We start from the raw sequence: 14,398 nt of genomic DNA on the forward strand, positions 1-14,398 counted from the left end.
GGTAGATTGACTCTATGAAGCTCGAACTCCGGGGCATCACGAAGCGATTCGGTGCCCTCACCGCCAACGATCACATCGACCTCACCGTCGAGCCCGGCGAGATCCACTGTCTCCTCGGCGAGAACGGCGCCGGCAAATCAACATTGATGAACGTGCTCTACGGGCTCTACCAAGCCGACGAGGGCGAGATCGTGCTCGACGACGTCGTCCAGCACTTCGCCGGCCCCGGCGACGCCATGAACGCCGGCATCGGCATGGTGCACCAGCACTTCATGCTCATCCCCGTCTTCACGGTCGCCGAGAACGTCATGCTCGGCCACGAGCAGACCGGTTTCGCCGGATTCCTCGACCTCTCCGCAGCGCGGCGGCGGGTGCGCGAGATCAGCGACCAGTTCGGTTTCGACGTCGATCCGGATGCGCTGGTCGACGACCTGCCCGTCGGCGTGCAGCAGCGGGTCGAGATCATCAAGGCCCTGTCGCGGGATGCGAAGGTGCTGGTGTTCGACGAGCCGACCGCGGTGCTGACACCGCAGGAGACCGACGAGCTGATGGCGATCATGCGGCAGCTCAAGGAGGCCGGCACGTCGATCGTGTTCATCACCCACAAGCTGCGCGAGGTGCGCGAGGTGGCCGACCGGATCACCGTCATCCGCCTCGGCAAGGTGGTGGGCGAGGCCTCGCCCACGGCGACGAACGCCGAACTGGCGTCGCTGATGGTGGGTCGCGCGGTCGAGCTCACGGTGCACAAAGACCCGGCGAAGCCAGGCGCCCCGGCTCTCGTGGTCTCGAACCTCTCCGTCATCGACGCCCGCGGGCAGGTGGTGGTGAACGACGTGTCCTTCGACGTGAAGGCGGGCGAGATCCTCGCCATCGCCGGCGTGCAGGGAAACGGACAGACCGAGCTCACCGAGGCGCTGATGGGTCTGCAGGAGCGCGTGACCGGCGAGGTCACCCTCGACGGCAAGTCGCTGAGCGGACTGTCGGTGCGGAAGGTGCTCGACTCGGGTGTCGGCTTCGTTCCGGAGGACCGCAAGGAAGACGGTCTCGTGGGCGAATTCACCATCGCCGAGAACCTCATGCTCGACCGCTCCAACGGGGCGCCGTTCGTCAAGGGCGGTGGCCTGCAACTGGCCTACCTCTCGACCTTCGCCGAAGAGAAGTCGAAGGAGTTCGACGTGCGTTCGCAGGGCATCGGCACCGAGGTGGGCCGACTCTCCGGCGGCAACCAGCAGAAGGTCGTGCTGGCGCGGGAGCTCTCGCGCGGGCTGCGACTGTTCGTGGCGGCGCAGCCGACCCGCGGCATCGACGTCGGGTCGATCGAGTTCGTGCACAAGCGGATCGTCGCCACCCGCGACGAGGGCATCCCCGTGGTCGTGGTCTCGACCGAGCTCGACGAGGTGGTGGCGTTGGCCGATCGGATCGCGGTGATGTATCGCGGCGGGATCGTCGGGATCGTTCCCGGCACCACCCCGCGCGACATCCTCGGCCTCATGATGGCGGGGGAGATCCCCGCCGGGGTCGAACCCCTCGACCCGGAAGGAGCGGCCGCGTGAGCGACTCGCCTGAGAACAAGCCCGTGACACCGTCGTCGCCGGCTTCTGCGCCGGCATCCGCCCCGGGCCCCGGCACCGCGGCGACGAGCGCGGTGGAGCCGCCCTCACGCTGGCGCACGACCTTCAACGAGATCATCGGCGGAAGCGTGATGATCTCGATCCTGGCCGTGGTGCTCGCGATCGTGGCCGGCGGCATCCTGATCGCCCTGACCGACGAGAACGTGCAGAAGGCCTCCGTGTACTTCTTCGCCCGCCCGGGCGACACCTTCGCCGAGATCTGGAAGTCGGTGTCGGGCGCGTACGTCGCGCTGTTCCAGGGGTCGGTCTACAACTTCAAGCGCCCCGACTTCCTCGACCAGATCAAGCCGCTGACCGAGACGCTCACGTTCGCCACCCCGTTGATCGCGGCCGGTCTCGGTGTGGGCCTGGCGTTCCGGGTGGGCATGTTCAACATCGGTGGCCGCGGCCAGATGCTGATCGCCGCTGCGTGTGCCGGCTGGGTGGGCTTCACGCTGCACCTTCCGTGGGGGCTGCATCTCGTCGTCGCCATCCTCGCCGGCGTCATCGGCGGTGGCATCTGGGGCGGCATCGCGGGTCTCCTGAAGGCCCGCACAGGCGCGCACGAGGTGATCGTGACGATCATGCTCAACTACGTGGCGTTCTACCTCGTCTCCTACCTGCTGCGCACCCCCGTTCTTCAGGCGCCGGGGTCGAACAACCCGAAGTCGCCGCCGATCGATCCGACCGCCGTGCTGCCCGACCTCCTCGGGCCGAAGTTCAACCTGCACCTCGGTTTCATCCTGGTGATCGCGGCCACGGTGTTCGTCTGGTGGTTGCTGAACCGGTCGGCGCTGGGCTTCAAGTTCCGCGCGGTCGGCATCAACCCGAACGCTGCCCGGGTCGCGGGCATCGACGTGAAGAACATGTACGTCTACGCGATGCTCATCTCCGGCGGCCTGGTGGGCCTCGCCGGGGTGTTCCAGGTGCTCGGCACGGTCACCACCGGGTTCTCGTCGGGTATCGACGCCGGCATCGGGTTCGACGCCATCACCGTCGCCCTGCTCGGCCGCTCGAAGCCGTGGGGCATCTTCATCGCCGGCATCCTGTTCGGCGCGTTCAAGGCCGGCGGATTCGCGATGCAGGCCTCGCAGGGCATCCCGATCGACATCGTCACCGTCGTGCAGTCGCTGATCGTGCTGTTCATCGCGGCTCCGCCGCTGATCCGCACGGTCTTCCGCCTGCCCGATCCGTCAAAACCGAAGAAGCCGAAAGCGCCCAAACCGGCGCCCGTGACCCGTGAGGCGGTGGCGGCGAAATGAGCGACCGGCTTCCCGAGAACGTGACCACCAGCAACCTCGCCCCGACCGGCGGCCTGCCGCCCACCGAGCACAACAATCCCGACTCCACGCCCGCGCTCGCGACGGTGCTGGTCAAGAGCTGGAAGGCGCCGATCGCGTTCGGCATCTTCGCGCTCGGCGCCATCATCCTGTTCGTGGTGTTCGGCCGCGACGGCGAGTCGACGTTCAAGCTCTCCACCGACGTCGACCTGATCCAGCTGCCGGTCGTCGTGCTGCCCACCCGCACCACGGGCATCGTCATCTCGATCGTGCTGGTGCTGCTCGCAGGCCTCAGCGTGTGGCTGGTCGCGACCGGCCGCAAGGTGCGGATCTGGCTGATGGCCGTGTTCGCGGTCCTGTTCCTCGTCGCGTTCCTCACCTGGGCGTCGGCCGGTCAGACCATCCCGGTGCCCGGACTCCTGGTCGGGGCGGTCTCGCTCAGCGTGCCCCTGATCTTCGGTGCGCTCGGCGGCGTGATCTCCGAGCGCGTCGGCGTCGTCAACGTCGCCATCGAAGGTCAGCTGCTCGCCGGTGCGTTCGTCTCCGCGGTCATCGCCTCCGTCACCAACAACCTGTTCGCGGGCGTGGTCGGAGCGATCATCGCCGGCGCCCTGGTGTCGTTCGTGCTCGCCGCGTTCTCGATCAAGTACCTCGTCGACCAGGTGATCGTCGGCGTCGTGCTCAACGTGCTCGTGACGGGGCTGACCTCGTTCCTGTACTCCCAGGTGCTGACCGCCGACCCCGATCTGCTGAACTCGCCTCCACGGTTCGACCGCTTCCCGATCCCGCTGCTCAGCGAGATCCCGATCATCGGGCCCACGCTCTTCCGCCAGACGATCATCGTGTACCTCATGTACATCGCCGTGGCCGTGGTGTTCTTCGGACTCTTCAAGACCCGCTGGGGACTCCGGGTGCGCGCCGTCGGCGAGCACCCGCAGGCCGCCGACACCGTGGGCATCAAGGTGAACCCGACGCGCTTCTGGAACGTGATGCTGGCCGGCGCCATCACCGGGCTGGGAGGCGCGTACTTCACCCTCGGCTCGGTCGGCGCCTTCAACAAGGAGATGACGGCGGGTGCCGGTTATATTGCTCTCGCCGCGGTGATCTTCGGGCGCTGGGACCCCATCCGGGCCACCCTGGCGGCGTTGCTGTTCGGGTTCGCCACCAACCTGCAATACGTGCTCGGCGTGATCGGGTCGCCCGTGCCATCCGAGTTCCTGCTGATGCTGCCGTATCTCATCACGATCTTCGCGGTCGCCGGATTGGTGGGCCGCGTGCGCGGACCGGCGGCGGCCGGTCGACCCTACGTGAGCAGGTGAGCGGGATGACTGTTTCTTCGTCGGCCGAGATCGATTGGGACTCGCTGCGGGCGACCGCGCTCGAGGCGATGGAGAGGGCCTACGTGCCCTACTCCAAGTTCCCCGTGGGTGTCGCCGCGCTCGTCGACGACGGGCGGGTGATCGCCGGCTGCAACGTGGAGAACGCCTCGTACGGGCTGACGCTCTGCGCCGAATGCTCGCTCGTATCGGCCTTGCACATGACCGGCGGCGGGCGGCTCGTGGCGTTCACCTGCGTCGACGGGCACGGCAACACCCTGATGCCCTGCGGTCGGTGCCGGCAGCTGCTGTTCGAGCACTCGGCCGAGGGGATGCTGCTCGAGACGGTCTCGGGCATCAAGACGATCGACGAGGTCATCCCCGATGCGTTCGGGCCCCGCACCCTCGTCGAGTACCGCGAGGAGTCCCTCGCGGAGTGAAATCCTCGCGACCCGCCAAAAAACGCCCATTGTGAACGGATTTTGGGGCGTTTTTTGGCGGGTCGCGATGTAGTTAGGAGCACCCATGGCCACCGAAGCGTTCGATGTCGTCGACCTCATCCGCACGAAGCGGGATCACGGCACCCTCTCGACCGCAGAGATCGATTGGCTGATCGACGCCTACACCCGCGGGTTCGTGGGCGACGAGCAGATGGCGGCGCTCGCGATGGCGATCCTGCTGAACGGGATGTCGCGCGACGAGATCCGCGACCTCACGTTGGCGATGATCGCGTCGGGCGAGCGGATGAGCTTCGCCGGCCTCGGCAAGCCCACGGTCGACAAGCACTCGACCGGAGGTGTGGGTGACAAGATCACGCTGCCCCTGATGCCGCTCGTCGCATCCTTCGGCGTGGCCGTGCCGCAGCTCTCCGGTCGTGGACTGGGGCACACCGGCGGCACGCTCGACAAGCTGGAGTCGATTCCCGGATGGCGCGCCTCGCTCACGAACGAGGAGATGTTCGCGCAGTTGCGCGACGAGGGCGGAGTGATCTGCGCGGCCGGATCGGGGCTCGCTCCCGCCGACAAGAAGCTCTACGCGCTACGCGACATCACGGGAACCGTCGAAGCCATCCCGCTGATCGCCTCCTCGATCATGTCGAAGAAGATCGCCGAGGGCACCGACTCGCTCGTGCTCGACGTGAAGTTCGGCTCGGGTGCGTTCATGCAGGACATCGCGAAGTCGCGGGAGCTGGCCCGAACCATGGTCGACCTCGGCAACGACGCCGGGGTCGCCACCACGGCGCTGCTCACGAACATGAACGTGCCGCTCGGGCTCGCGATCGGCAACGCCAACGAGGTGCGCGAGTCGGTCGAGGTGCTGGCCGGGGGCGGGCCGGCGGATGTGGTCGAACTGACGCTCGCGCTCGCATCCGAGATGCTGCGGCTGGCCGGGCAACCGGATGCCGACGTCGAGGCCGCGCTCCGCGACGGGCGCGCGATGGACACCTGGAACCGGGTCATCCGGGCCCAGGGCGGGGACCCGACGGCTCCGTTGCCGGTGGCGCGGGAGACGCACACCGTGGTCGCGCCGTCGTCGGGGGTGCTGCTGCGGCAGGAGGCGTTGCCGTTCGGCATCGCGGCCTGGCGGCTCGGAGCCGGGCGGGCACGCGCATCCGATTCCGTGCAGCACGCGGCAGGCGTCGACCTGCACGCGAAGCCGGGCGACACGGTGGTGGCCGGGCAGCCCCTGTTCACCCTCTCGGCCGACGAGCCCGAGCGCTTCGCGCGCGCCCTCGAAGCCCTCGAGGGTGCCTACGAGATCGGCTCCGCGGCGGCCTACACGCCGCCCGCCCCCCTCGTCGCCGAGCGCCTCGAGTAGCCCGCGTCCGTCGGGTCGCCCACTCGCTCATCCGCGCGTCTTCGCGCTACGGCCGGCGGTCATTCTGCGAAAACGTGCGGGTGAGCGGCGTCGTGAGATGGTGACGGATCGCGGCGAGGGCCTCCGCGGGCGCGACGAGGTCGGCAAGGGTGACGCGGATGACCGTCCAGCCGAGCGCTTGGAGTGCTCGTGCGCGTGCGATGTCACGGCGCCACTGCCTCTGGTCGGTTCGGTGGTGGTCGCCCTCGTACTCGATGGCCACTTTCCACGCGGGATACGCCAGGTCGGCCGGGCGATCTGCTCTCCGGCGTGTGCGCAGTGCTCGGATTCCGCGGCGCCCCCGGTATCGGTCGACCGCGTCTGTCAGTGACTCCCGCGCCGCGAGCGGATCGTCGTGGAAGAGGATGCGATCGCCCGCCGCGAGCAGTCCGGTCCGATCGAGCATCGCGCCGAGGTCGCACCGGGTGCGCTCGACGGAGGTGATCGGCAGGCCCTGCCGGTGCACCACATCCTTCGGCGGGAGTTGCATCTCGTGCCCGCGGACGCCGCGTGCCCCGACCGCACGTCGCGTGCCCGGCACGACGACGTGGAGCGCCGCATCGTGCTCGAACCGCTCCGGCACGGGGATGCCGTGCAGCAGGGCCGCCGTGATGTGGCTGAAGGCGCCACCCGGCGGCATCCGAGGTGCGAAGCTGCGACACCGGTCAGCGAGGGCGAGAGCGTGGCCGGCCGGAATGCGCACTCCCCTGAACGGCGCCGTCACGTCGCGCGCGCGGAGCCGACCGCGCCCGACCCCGTTCGCCAGGGCTTCGGCCACGCTGAATGCGCGTTCGATGCATCGCGTTGTCCACAGATGCTCGTCGACTCGCCAAAATCTGACGGAATGGCGGGTGACGTTGCGGCGTGTTTTGGAGATTCGACGAGGGAGGGGCGGGGGTGGCAGGAAAGCGGGGGCGGGTGGCGGGAACGGGGTGGAGGAAGGGGGCGCGGCGGCCCTAGAGTCGGAGCATGGCGATTGTTCCCGACACCAAGAACTGGACCTGGGTGCTCGAACGCGAATGCCCCGAGTGCGGCTTCGACTCGAGCGCCACGCAGGCGCGCGATGTTCCGGGGCTGCTGCGCGCGAACGCCGCGGCGTGGCCCGCCGTGCTCGAGCGCGACGACGTCGCCGTGCGGCCCGACGAGTCGACCTGGTCTGATCTCGAGTACGCCGCGCACGTGCGCGATGTGTTCCGCATCTTCCTCACGCGCCTCGAGCTGATGCTCGACGAAGACGACCCCGAGTTCCCCGACTGGGACCAAGACGTCACCGCCGTCGAGGAGCGCTACAACGAGCAGGACCCCGCGGTGGTGGCCGTCGAGCTCGCCGAGGCGGCCGAGGCGCTCGCGCTCGCCTTCGAGTCGGTTCCGGATGACGCGTGGGAGCGCAAGGGCTTCCGCGGCGACGGATCGGCGTTCACCGTCGACACCCTCGCCCGGTACATGGTGCACGATCCCGTGCACCACCTCCACGACGTGAGAGGCTAGAGACCCGGCGGCGCATCCGATCCGTGCGCCGCGGTCCGAATGTGTGCAGTCATTCGGGCCGCGGCGGATGGATCGGGTGCCGGTCAGCCGATCCGCTCGAGCGCGTCGACGACGAGGTTCCAGAACTTCTCGTGGTCGAGGTCGACCGCCACCTGGGTGGTGCAGTCGGCGGGCGCGGGGGCGCGGAAGTCGGCCACGGTCATGCCGAGGGTGTGCGTTCCCGTGAGCTCCACGGTCAAGGGCGCGCGTCGCACCGTCATCACCGAGGGATCGATCACCCGGGCCACCGCGCACGGGTCGTGCACCGGCGGATGCGCGAAGCCCTGGGCCTCGAGGTAGGTGCCGCCGAAGAACTCGAGCAGTTCCACCACGAACTGCGCCGGCTCCGTGCCAATGGAGCGGATGCGCTCCACGACCGACGGCGTCGCCAGAGCCTGATGCGTGAGGTCGAGACCCACCATGGTGAGCGGCCACGGCTCCGAGAACACGATGTGGGCGGCCTCGGGGTCGATGATGATGTTGAACTCGCTCGTGGCGCTCCAGTTTCCGCCGTGGTAACCACCGCCCATCAGCACGACCTCCTTGACCCGCGGCACGATCCGCGGCTCCTTGCGCGCGGCGAGAGCGATGTTCGTGAGCCCGCCGGTGGGCACCAGGGTGACCGTGCCGGGCTCGTGGGCCATGACCGTGTCGATGATGAGGTCGACCGCGTGCCGTGGGTCGAGCGCGAGCGTGGGCTCCGGCAGCACCGGACCGTCGAGCCCCGATTCGCCGTGGATGTCGGGCGCGACCTCGATGTCGCGCACCAGTGGGCGCGCGCATCCGGCGGCGAACGGCACGCCGGTGATGCCCGCCACCCGTGCCACCGCGAGGGCGTTGCGGGTGACCTTCTCGAGCGTCTGGTTGCCCACCACGGTGGTGACTGCGAGCAGCTCGATCGACGGATTGCCGTGCGCGAGCAGCAGCGCGATGGCGTCGTCGTGGCCGGGGTCGCAGTCCAGGATGATCTTCTGCACGGGGTCTCCGATCGTCGGCAGGAATCCGTCCAGCGTATATGAAAACCAGTTTCACCTATGTAATACTCGTCGCATGACGTCAGATCTCGCCGCACAAGGTGCCCGCCGGGTGGAGTGGATCCGCTCCCGGATGCCGCTGCTCGCCGCCATGCGCGAGGAGTTCGCCACCCGGCAGCCCTTCGCCGGCCACCGCATCGGGATGTCGCTGCACATCGAGCCGAAGACGGCGGTGCTGCTGGAGACCCTGCAGGCCGGCGGCGCCGAGATCGTGAGCACCGGCAACCACGGCTCGACGCAAGACGACGTGGTCGCCTTCCTGCGCGAGCAGGGCATGACCGTCTTCGGCGCGCGCGACGACACCCTCGAGCAGCACCACGTGAACATCGCGGGCGTGCTCGATGCCGCCGCCGACATGCTGCTCGACAACGGCGGCGACCTCGCGGCCGGCGTCGTCGAACGCGGCGTCACGGCGAGCATCCTGGGCGGCACCGAGGAGACCACCTCGGGTGGCGACCGGTTGCGCGGCGAGTTGGCCGGCGCCATCCCGTTCCCCGTCATCGTGATCAACGACAGCCTGCTCAAGGCCATCGGCGAGAACAAGCACGCCGTGGGGCAGTCGGTGGTGGAGAGCTTCATGCGTATCACCAACCTGATGGTTCCGGGGCGGCGGTTCGTGGTGGTCGGCTACGGCTGGTGCGGGCGGGGCGTCGCCCACTACCTGCGGGCGCTCGGCGGCAAGGTCGCCGTGGTGGAGGTCGACGAGCTGAAGGCGTTCGAGGCCGCGCTCGACGGCTTCCGGGTCTCGACCGCCGTCGACCTGGCGCCCTGGGGCGACGTGTTCATCACCGCCACCGGGCACGCCGACGTGCTCACCCTGGACGCGATCGAGCGGATGCACGACGGCGCCGTGCTCGCGAACTGCGGGCATTTCCCGTGGGAGATCGACGTGGCGGGCCTGCGAGACGCCGCGGTCGCGTCGCGCGAGATCGACGACGCGATCGAGCGCCTCGACCTGGCCGACGGGCGGCACGTCATCCTGCTGGCCGGCGGGCGGATGTTCAACCTCGCCGGCCGCGAGCCGAAGGGCAACTCCCTCGAGTCGATGGACCTCGGCTTCCTGCTGCAGACGCTCTCGCTCGAGCGGGTGGCGACGAGCGCCGCCTCGCTCAGGGCGGGTGCCCAGCCGGTGCCCGACGACATCGACCGCACCATCGCGCGGCGCATGCTGGCGGCGATGCACGCGGCGGAGTGACGCGGATGCCGGCCGCAGCCCCCGATCCCGACGCTCCTGACGACGCCGCGCTCGACGGCGCCCCTGGTGCCGCCGCCAAGGCCGCACCCGACTACGCGGTGCCCGCCCTCGACAAGGCGCTCGACATCCTCGAACTCCTCGCCGAGCAGCGCGGAGGTCTGGGGCAGCTCGAGATCGCCCGCGCGACCGATCGCTCGGCCAGCCAGATCTTCCGGGTGCTCACCACGCTGGAGCGTCGCGGTTACCTGCACCGCGACCGCCAATCGGGGCTCTACACGCTGTCGCTCCGCCTGTTCGACCTCGCCCACCGCCAAGAACCGCTTCGCTCGCTGGATGCCGCGGCCCTCGCGCCCATGCGCCGGCTCGCCGAGTCGACGCGGCAGTCCTGCAACCTCAGCGTCATCGACGCGGGCCGGGTGCGCGTCGTGGCGCAGGTGGAGAGCCCGGAGGACTTCGGGTTCCGGGTGCGCGTCGGCGCCGTGTTCCCGCTCGAGACCACGGCCACGGGCGCCGTCATCGCCGCCTACATGCCGGCGGACGCGGCGGTGCCGGGATCCGACGGGGACGCCGCCGAGCGCATCCGCCGTGACGGCCACCTGGTGCGCGCCGATCCGCTGCAGCCCTCGATCACGGATGTCGTGTTCCCGATCCTCGGGCGCGACGGGCGCGCGCTCGCGGCGCTCACCGTGCCCTACGTCGCCACGAGTCTCAGCGAGCTGCCGAGCGACCTCGTGCGTGAGGCGGCGGCCGAGACGGCGGCGGAGATCAGCGCGAACCTCGGTCTCTGAACCGGACGGTGAGGCCGAGCCGGGCGGTGAGGCCGCGCCTCAGCGGCATTGCCCGGCGACGGCGATCTGCTCGTCGCTCGGCCGGCCATAGGCCTCGATGCCGGAACCCGGAAGGTCGAAGCCGAGACTGATCGACCAGGCCGTGGCCCACATCTCGTCGTCGCTGCCGAAGACCGGCCCCGTGAACAGGGCCGAGCAGGCAGGGCGGTGGGCCTGCGCGTGCCCCACCTCGTGCGCCACGAGGGCGCGCGGATTCTCGTCGAGGCCCCAGTCCTCCTCCACGCCGTAGTTGAGCGTGATGACGGCCCAGCCGCCGTCGCTCTGGTAGGTCTCGGCGGTGCCCGAGAGCCAGCCCTCGCCCTTGCCGTTGACCTCCGGCGCCCAGACGAAGTCGAGGGTCATCTCGTTGCTCAGCGACCGGGCGTAGTCCTCGATCTCGCGCCGCACGGCGAGGGCCGGATCGGCGAGTTCGGCGGCTTCGGCCGCCTGCGAGGCGACCAGTGCGTTCTCGGCGGCCACGAAGGAGCTGAGGAAGGCGCCGTCGCGCGAGGTGCTCATAGCGGGATCGTCGGCCTGTTCGATCAACCGGGTGAGCGCGACCTGCGACTGCTTGGTGGCGAGGGTGTTGGCGGCGATGTCGCTCGTGCCGCGGGCCGCCACGGCCGAGAAGTAGGCGGCCTCGGTGTCGTCGACCCAGTCCTGGGCGTCCGTGGCCTCTTTCGCGGCGGCGATCAGGGCGTCGCGATCGTGCACGACGTCGTGGGTGAGGTCACGGTCGGCGGCCGCCTCGGTGAAGACCTCCCACGGAGGCCGGTAGCCCGCCGAGTCATCGTCGTCGGCGCGCGCGATGGCGGCGCCCGCGCCGTTGTCTTCCGGGGTCTCGTCGTCCAGGGCGGCGATCGTCTCGTAGGCCAGACGGAAATGGGCCGCATCGGGTGTCGTGTCGGCGTTGAACTCCGCCCTGGCGACGACGGAGCCCGCTCGCTCAGCGAGACTCGCGCCGTAGCGCGCCCGGGCGTCGTAGGTCTTCTGCGCCGCGGCCTGCTCGTCGACCGCCGTGCGGAGAACGGCCACCGCGAGATCCTTCTGCTGCACCGCGAGCACGCTGATGCCCCAGAACGCACCGGCCACCAGCCCCAGCGAGGCGAGCACCACGCCGGTGACGACGATCGCTCGCCGTCGACGATGCCGGCGGGGCTGCGCGGCGAGGAGAGTCGATTCCACCCACGGGAGGGGCTCTGCGGGCAGGGCCGGCGGTGAGAACGGACTCTCGGGGGGCATCGGTGATCCTTCCTAGCCGCAGAACCCCCTGCGGCCCCGCCATCGTATCCGTCGCCGACACCCGCGCGCCGGTCGCAGACCCTAGGCTGGGGACATGACTGCAGCGCCTGAGGAATACCTCGTCCCCGGAACCGGGATCAGCTTCAACTCCCTCCCCAAAGTGTCCCTCCACGACCACCTCGACGGCGGGCTGCGCCCGGCCACCATCATCGAGCTGGCCGACGCGCTCTCGCTCGAACTGCCCGCCGGCGACGAGTTCGAGCTCGGCGAATGGTTCGAAGACAGCGCCGACTCCGGGTCGCTCACCAGCTACCTCGCCACCTTCGACGTCACCATCGCGGTCATGCAGACCCGCGAGGGCCTCATCCGCGTCGCCCGCGAATTCGTGAACGACCTCACCGCCGACGGCGTCATCTACGGCGAGGTGCGCTGGGCGCCCGAGCAGCACCTCACGAAGGGCCTCACGCTCGACGAAGTGGTCGAGGCCGTGCAGGAGGGCATCGAGCTCGGCACCGACGACGCCCGCAACGACGGGCACAGCATCCGGGTCGGCCAGCTGGTCACGGCGATGCGGCACGCGGATCGGGGTCTCGAGATCGCCGAACTGGCCGTGCGGCACCGCGACCGCGGCGTGGTGGGCTTCGACATCGCGGGCGCCGAACTCGGCTTCCCGGCGTCGCGCCAGCTCGAGGCGTTCGACTACCTCGCGCAGCACTATTTCCCGGTCACGGTGCACGCGGGCGAGGCCGACGGTCTCGAGAGCATCCGTGGCGCCCTGTTCCACGGCCGCGCTCTGCGGCTCGGGCACGGCGTTCGCATCGCCGAGGACATCGAGATCGAGCGGCAGGACGACGAGAACACCTACGTCACCCTCGGCCTCCTCTCACAGTGGGTGAAGGATCGCGAGATCGCCCTCGAGCTCTCGCCCTCGTCGAACCTGCAGACCGGCGCCATCGCCGCCTGGGGCGACGAGCTGGCCGATCATCCGTTCGACCTGCTCTACCAGCTCGGGTTCCAGGTGACGGTGAACACCGACAACCGCTTGATGAGCAACACGACCATCAGTCGCGAACTCGCCCTGCTGACGGATGCGTTCGGCTACGACCTCTCCGACATCGAGGTCTTCCAGCTCAACGCCGCCGCGGCGACCTTCCTGCCCCTCGAAGACCGCGAAGACCTCGCCGACGCCATTGCGGAGGGCTTCGACGAGGCCTGATCGGGCATCGTCTCGCCGACTCGTCCCAAAACGGGGCAAAACTCGCGTTTTGGGCCGTTTCGGGACGAGTCGCGAAGGCTACTGCTGGTTGGCGGGGGCCCAGGCGGGCAGCTCCTGCAGCGCCCAGGTGTTGCCGTCGGGGTCGCTGAAGTAGACGAAGCGTCCCCAGTCCTGCTCGTCGACCTCGCTGGCGGGCACGTTGTTCGCGACGAGCTGCGCTCGCGCGGCGTCGGCGTCGGCGACCACGATCTGCACGCCCTTCTGCGAGCCGGGCGGCATCTCGGTGACGCCCTTGCCGAGCACGATCGAGCAGGCGGAGCCCGGCGGCGTGAGCTGCACGAAGCGCAGTTCGTCGGAGACTTCGTGGTCGTGGTCGGCGACGAAGCCGACCTGATCGACGTAGAACGCCTTCGCGCGGTCGACGTCGCTCACGGGGATGGCGACGAGTTCGATCTTCCAGTCCATGACGGTGTTCCTTTCCGATGGTGGTGAGGATACTGCGGGTGGGGTGGCCGAGGCCAGGTTCAGCGGGACTTCTTCATCGAGCGGATGCCCACGGCCAGGCCGATCGCGGCCAGAACGATCGCGGCCACGAAGCCCCAGAGCACCGCGGGTGAGGAGAGGTCTCCCGCGAACAGCGCGCGCTCGGCGGTCACGACGTAGCTGAGCGGATTGAAGGCCGCCGCGACCTGCATCCAGGCCGGCCCGCCTTCGAGCGGCAGCAGCATGCCGGAGAGGATCATCAGCGGGAAGACGGTGGCCTGCTGCACGGCCCAGAACATCCAGTCGCGATTGCGGCTGGCGAGGGCGAGTGCGTAGCTCAGCGAGCCGAAGCCGAGCCCGAACACGGCGAGCAGCACGAGGCCGATCAGCATCCCGGCCGGGTTCACGCTGAAGCCGAACGGGATGGTGACGAGCGCGATCACGCCCGCCTGCACGATGATCGGGGCCATCTCCTTCAGGGCCCGTCCGATCAGCAGCGAGGAGCGGGCGATCGGCGCGACCAGGGTGCGCTCGTGCGAGCCGGTCTGCATCTCGAAGAGCAGGTTCGAACCGGTCGTGCCGGTGCCGAACAAGGCGATCATCACGAGGATGCCCGGCACGAACCATTGCAGCGTCTCGCTCGCCGGCTGCCCCGAGCTGGCCACCAGCAGCGGGCCGAAGAGCCCGAGGAAGACGAGCGGTTGCAGCAGGCTGAAGATCAGCGAGAACGGGTCGCGCACCACGGGCCGGAGCTCCCGCACGAGCACGTTCGCGGTGTCGCGCACGGGGGAGGTGGGGGTGATGGTCATGA

General features: G+C 69.4%; 14 protein-coding genes. 9 read left to right on the forward strand and 5 right to left on the reverse strand.

Annotated elements, in window-relative coordinates; translation table 11 throughout:
* Nucleotides 1-14: 14 nt before the first annotated feature.
* The 5 genes from BLW00_RS17005 to BLW00_RS17025 all read left to right on the forward strand — a co-directional run bounded on the left by BLW00_RS17005 (nucleotide 15) and on the right by BLW00_RS17025 (nucleotide 6,024).
* Nucleotides 15-1,553, forward strand: coding sequence for an ABC transporter ATP-binding protein (locus BLW00_RS17005; RefSeq protein ID WP_092556411.1), 1,539 nt, complete (start codon nucleotides 15-17; stop codon nucleotides 1,551-1,553).
* Complete coding sequence (locus BLW00_RS17010) at nucleotides 1,550-2,872, forward strand: ABC transporter permease (RefSeq protein ID WP_245741649.1); 1,323 nt, start codon at nucleotides 1,550-1,552, stop codon at nucleotides 2,870-2,872. The genes BLW00_RS17005 and BLW00_RS17010 overlap by 4 nt, the downstream gene beginning before the upstream one ends.
* Entirely contained in the window at nucleotides 2,869-4,209 is a 1,341-nt protein-coding gene (locus BLW00_RS17015) for an ABC transporter permease (protein ID WP_092556413.1), read from the forward strand. The genes BLW00_RS17010 and BLW00_RS17015 overlap by 4 nt, the downstream gene beginning before the upstream one ends.
* A gap of 5 nt (nucleotides 4,210-4,214) precedes the next feature.
* On the forward strand, nucleotides 4,215-4,646 hold the full coding sequence (locus tag BLW00_RS17020) for a cytidine deaminase (protein ID WP_092556415.1): 432 nt from the start codon (nucleotides 4,215-4,217) through the stop codon (nucleotides 4,644-4,646).
* An 85-nt stretch (nucleotides 4,647-4,731) separates the two neighbouring features.
* Entirely contained in the window at nucleotides 4,732-6,024 is a 1,293-nt protein-coding gene (locus BLW00_RS17025; RefSeq protein WP_092556417.1) for a thymidine phosphorylase, read from the forward strand.
* A gap of 46 nt (nucleotides 6,025-6,070) precedes the next feature.
* Here the strand turns inward: BLW00_RS17025 and BLW00_RS17030 are convergent, their stop codons facing one another.
* Nucleotides 6,071-6,841, reverse strand: a complete 771-nt coding sequence (locus BLW00_RS17030) for a hypothetical protein (RefSeq protein ID WP_092556419.1) — start codon at nucleotides 6,839-6,841, stop codon at nucleotides 6,071-6,073.
* Between the two features lie 191 nt (nucleotides 6,842-7,032).
* Here BLW00_RS17030 and BLW00_RS17035 point away from each other — a divergent pair, with 191 nt between their 5' ends.
* The gene (locus tag BLW00_RS17035) at nucleotides 7,033-7,551 is read left to right on the forward strand and encodes a DinB family protein (protein WP_092556421.1); all 519 of its coding nucleotides are present in this window, start codon (nucleotides 7,033-7,035) and stop codon (nucleotides 7,549-7,551) included.
* Nucleotides 7,552-7,634: 83 nt separating this feature from the next.
* Here the strand turns inward: BLW00_RS17035 and uriH are convergent, their stop codons facing one another.
* Nucleotides 7,635-8,567 carry a uridine-preferring nucleoside hydrolase UriH gene (uriH, locus tag BLW00_RS17040; protein WP_092556423.1) on the reverse strand — a complete coding sequence of 311 codons (933 nt, stop codon included), beginning with the start codon at nucleotides 8,565-8,567 and terminating at the stop codon, nucleotides 7,635-7,637.
* A 73-nt stretch (nucleotides 8,568-8,640) separates the two neighbouring features.
* Here uriH and BLW00_RS17045 point away from each other — a divergent pair, with 73 nt between their 5' ends.
* Together BLW00_RS17045 and BLW00_RS17050 are read left to right on the forward strand one after the other, a co-directional pair.
* Entirely contained in the window at nucleotides 8,641-9,819 is a 1,179-nt protein-coding gene (locus BLW00_RS17045) for an adenosylhomocysteinase (RefSeq protein ID WP_092556425.1), read from the forward strand.
* A 5-nt stretch (nucleotides 9,820-9,824) separates the two neighbouring features.
* Complete coding sequence (locus tag BLW00_RS17050; protein WP_092556427.1) at nucleotides 9,825-10,607, forward strand: IclR family transcriptional regulator; 783 nt, start codon at nucleotides 9,825-9,827, stop codon at nucleotides 10,605-10,607.
* Nucleotides 10,608-10,646: 39 nt separating this feature from the next.
* Here the strand turns inward: BLW00_RS17050 and BLW00_RS17055 are convergent, their stop codons facing one another.
* Entirely contained in the window at nucleotides 10,647-11,888 is a 1,242-nt protein-coding gene (locus tag BLW00_RS17055) for a hypothetical protein (protein ID WP_092556429.1), read from the reverse strand.
* A gap of 94 nt (nucleotides 11,889-11,982) precedes the next feature.
* On the opposite strand from BLW00_RS17055, the gene BLW00_RS17060 reads away from it, so the two are divergent.
* Nucleotides 11,983-13,104 (forward strand): adenosine deaminase, encoded by a 1,122-nt coding sequence (locus BLW00_RS17060; RefSeq protein ID WP_092556431.1) that lies wholly within the window; start codon nucleotides 11,983-11,985, stop codon nucleotides 13,102-13,104.
* Between the two features lie 78 nt (nucleotides 13,105-13,182).
* Here BLW00_RS17060 and BLW00_RS17065 read toward each other — a convergent pair whose 3' ends face one another.
* Nucleotides 13,183-13,569: a glyoxalase superfamily protein gene (locus BLW00_RS17065; RefSeq protein ID WP_092556433.1), complete on the reverse strand. Its 387-nt coding sequence runs from the start codon at nucleotides 13,567-13,569 to the stop codon at nucleotides 13,183-13,185.
* A gap of 59 nt (nucleotides 13,570-13,628) precedes the next feature.
* On the reverse strand, nucleotides 13,629-14,396 hold the full coding sequence (locus BLW00_RS17070; protein ID WP_092556435.1) for an ABC transporter permease: 768 nt from the start codon (nucleotides 14,394-14,396) through the stop codon (nucleotides 13,629-13,631).
* Nucleotides 14,397-14,398: the final 2 nt, after the last annotated feature.

Source organism: Herbiconiux ginsengi (genome assembly GCF_900107435.1).
In the GTDB taxonomy this organism is placed as follows: Bacteria; Actinomycetota; Actinomycetes; order Actinomycetales; family Microbacteriaceae; genus Herbiconiux; species Herbiconiux ginsengi.

Excerpts from the sequence above, each read along its gene's own strand:
- BLW00_RS17005 (WP_092556411.1), top strand. The coding sequence starts at position 15 with ATGAAGCTCGAACTCCGGGGCATCACGAAGCGATTCGGTGCCCTCACC.
- BLW00_RS17015 (WP_092556413.1), top strand. The coding sequence starts at position 2,869 with ATGAGCGACCGGCTTCCCGAGAACGTGACCACCAGCAACCTCGCCCCG.
- BLW00_RS17020 (WP_092556415.1), top strand. The coding sequence starts at position 4,215 with ATGACTGTTTCTTCGTCGGCCGAGATCGATTGGGACTCGCTGCGGGCG.
- BLW00_RS17025 (WP_092556417.1), top strand. The coding sequence starts at position 4,732 with ATGGCCACCGAAGCGTTCGATGTCGTCGACCTCATCCGCACGAAGCGG.
- BLW00_RS17035 (WP_092556421.1), top strand. The coding sequence starts at position 7,033 with ATGGCGATTGTTCCCGACACCAAGAACTGGACCTGGGTGCTCGAACGC.
- BLW00_RS17045 (WP_092556425.1), top strand. The coding sequence starts at position 8,641 with ATGACGTCAGATCTCGCCGCACAAGGTGCCCGCCGGGTGGAGTGGATC.
- BLW00_RS17050 (WP_092556427.1), top strand. The coding sequence starts at position 9,825 with ATGCCGGCCGCAGCCCCCGATCCCGACGCTCCTGACGACGCCGCGCTC.
- BLW00_RS17055 (WP_092556429.1), bottom strand. The coding sequence starts at position 11,888 with ATGCCCCCCGAGAGTCCGTTCTCACCGCCGGCCCTGCCCGCAGAGCCC.
- BLW00_RS17060 (WP_092556431.1), top strand. The coding sequence starts at position 11,983 with ATGACTGCAGCGCCTGAGGAATACCTCGTCCCCGGAACCGGGATCAGC.
- BLW00_RS17065 (WP_092556433.1), bottom strand. The coding sequence starts at position 13,569 with ATGGACTGGAAGATCGAACTCGTCGCCATCCCCGTGAGCGACGTCGAC.
- BLW00_RS17070 (WP_092556435.1), bottom strand. The coding sequence starts at position 14,396 with ATGACCATCACCCCCACCTCCCCCGTGCGCGACACCGCGAACGTGCTC.